At 59.4% G+C, this 1,521-nt stretch carries 1 protein-coding gene and 1 pseudogene; both read left to right on the top strand.

The window, feature by feature from the left end; genetic code table 11:
- Positions 1-100: 100 nt before the first annotated feature.
- A pseudogene (locus tag ACKOED_RS02780) lies at positions 101-268 on the top strand (transposase); the annotation flags it as partial.
- Between the two features lie 121 nt (positions 269-389).
- A protein-coding gene (locus ACKOED_RS02775) for an IS630 family transposase (RefSeq protein ID WP_408915051.1) occupies positions 390-1,450 on the top strand; the annotation gives its coding sequence in 2 pieces (ribosomal slippage) (positions 390-879 and positions 879-1,450; 1,062 coding nt in all).
- The last annotated feature ends 71 nt before the right edge of the window (positions 1,451-1,521 follow it).

The following is a 1,521-nucleotide window of genomic DNA, read 5'->3' as shown; positions in this document are numbered from 1 at the left end:
GGCCCAGTGATGGCCTCGCCCTTCAGAAACAGTGCGCCGGAACAATAATGCGGTCACCCCGTGAAACTCCAATCACTCGGCTCTGCGATCAGGCGCGTTGGTGGTCGGCATCTTCCCGAACGACGATGCCATCATCCGCCTCGTCGGCGCAATCCTCCTCGAGCAGAACGATGAATGGGCCGTCCAGCGCGCCCGCTACATGACGCTGGAAACCATCAACCAGATGAGCGATGATCCCCTCGTCAGCCTGCCAGCCGTGGCCAGCTGATCATCCCGGCCCAGCCGGAAAAGCTCGGCGACCGCCGCCGTCAGCTACACCACGGAATGGGACACGATCCTTCACAAATCAGCTGTGAATTGATTCAAGGTGGAAAACAGGGAGCGATACCATGCCCGCCTTTCCACTCCGTACCGATTTTGACGCCAAGTCCTGCCGCCTGGCGGCCAAGCATGCGAGGGATGCGTCCCAAGCCCGGCGGCTTCTGTCGATTGCCGCGATCTATGATGGCGCCAGCCGTGGCGAAGCAGCTGTGCTGGGCAGCGTCACCGTTCAGATCGTCTGTGACTGGGTAAAGAAGTTCAACGCTCACGGTCCTGAAGGGCTGATCAACCGCAAGGCGCCGGGCAAGCCGCCGAAACTGACTGCCGAACAACTGACGGCTCTTGCCGCGATCGTGGAGAGCGGGCCCATACCGGCCAGCCATGGGGTTGTTCGCTGGCGCATCATCGATTTGTGCCAATGGGTTTGGGAGGAGTTTCGTGTGTCGGTCAGCGAAGACACAATCAGCCGCCACCTGCGGGCAATGGGCTATCGCAAGCTCTCGGCAAGGCCCCGTCATCATGCGCAAGCCGAGGGGGTGATTGAGGAGTTCAAAAAAAATTCCCAGCGAAGCTGGCGCAGATCGCAGAGCAGATGGATGTCTCCCCTCACATGATCGAGATCTGGTTCGCGGATGAAGCGCGCATCGGGCAGAAGAACAAGATTACCCGCCGCTGGGCAGAACGCGGCACACGGCCGTCAGCGCCAAAAGATCAGCGGACCGCATCCGCCTACATCTTTGGTGCCATTTGCCCTCACGAGGGAAAGGGTGCCGCACTTGTCTTGCCAGCCTGCAACATCCAGGCGATGAACCTGCACCTTGCCGAAATCTCTGCCGAAGTCGCACCCGGCCGTCATGCCGTGCTGCTCCTCGATCAAGCTGGCTGGCATATGTCGGCACGGCTCAGAGTGCCCTCCAATATCACGCTGCTGGCACTACCGGCCAAATGCCCCGAGCTCAATCCAGCTGAAAATGTCTGGCAGTTCATACGTGACAACTGGCTGTCCAACAGAATCTTCAAGTCCTACGAAGACATTCTCGACCACTGCTGTTTCGCATGGAACAAGCTCCTCGACCAACCGTGGCACATCATGTCCATCGGCCTCAGGGAATGGGCTCACGCGAACTGATCAAAGCGGATTAGTATTCCGGGGCTGGGGGACGATAGCCCGGCGAACCATGTGGGCGCAGTGTATTGTAA

Source organism: Aestuariivirga sp. (genome assembly GCF_046093005.1).
Lineage (GTDB): Bacteria > Pseudomonadota > Alphaproteobacteria > Rhizobiales > Aestuariivirgaceae > Aestuariivirga.
This window is presented reverse-complemented; position numbering and strand designations above follow the sequence as displayed.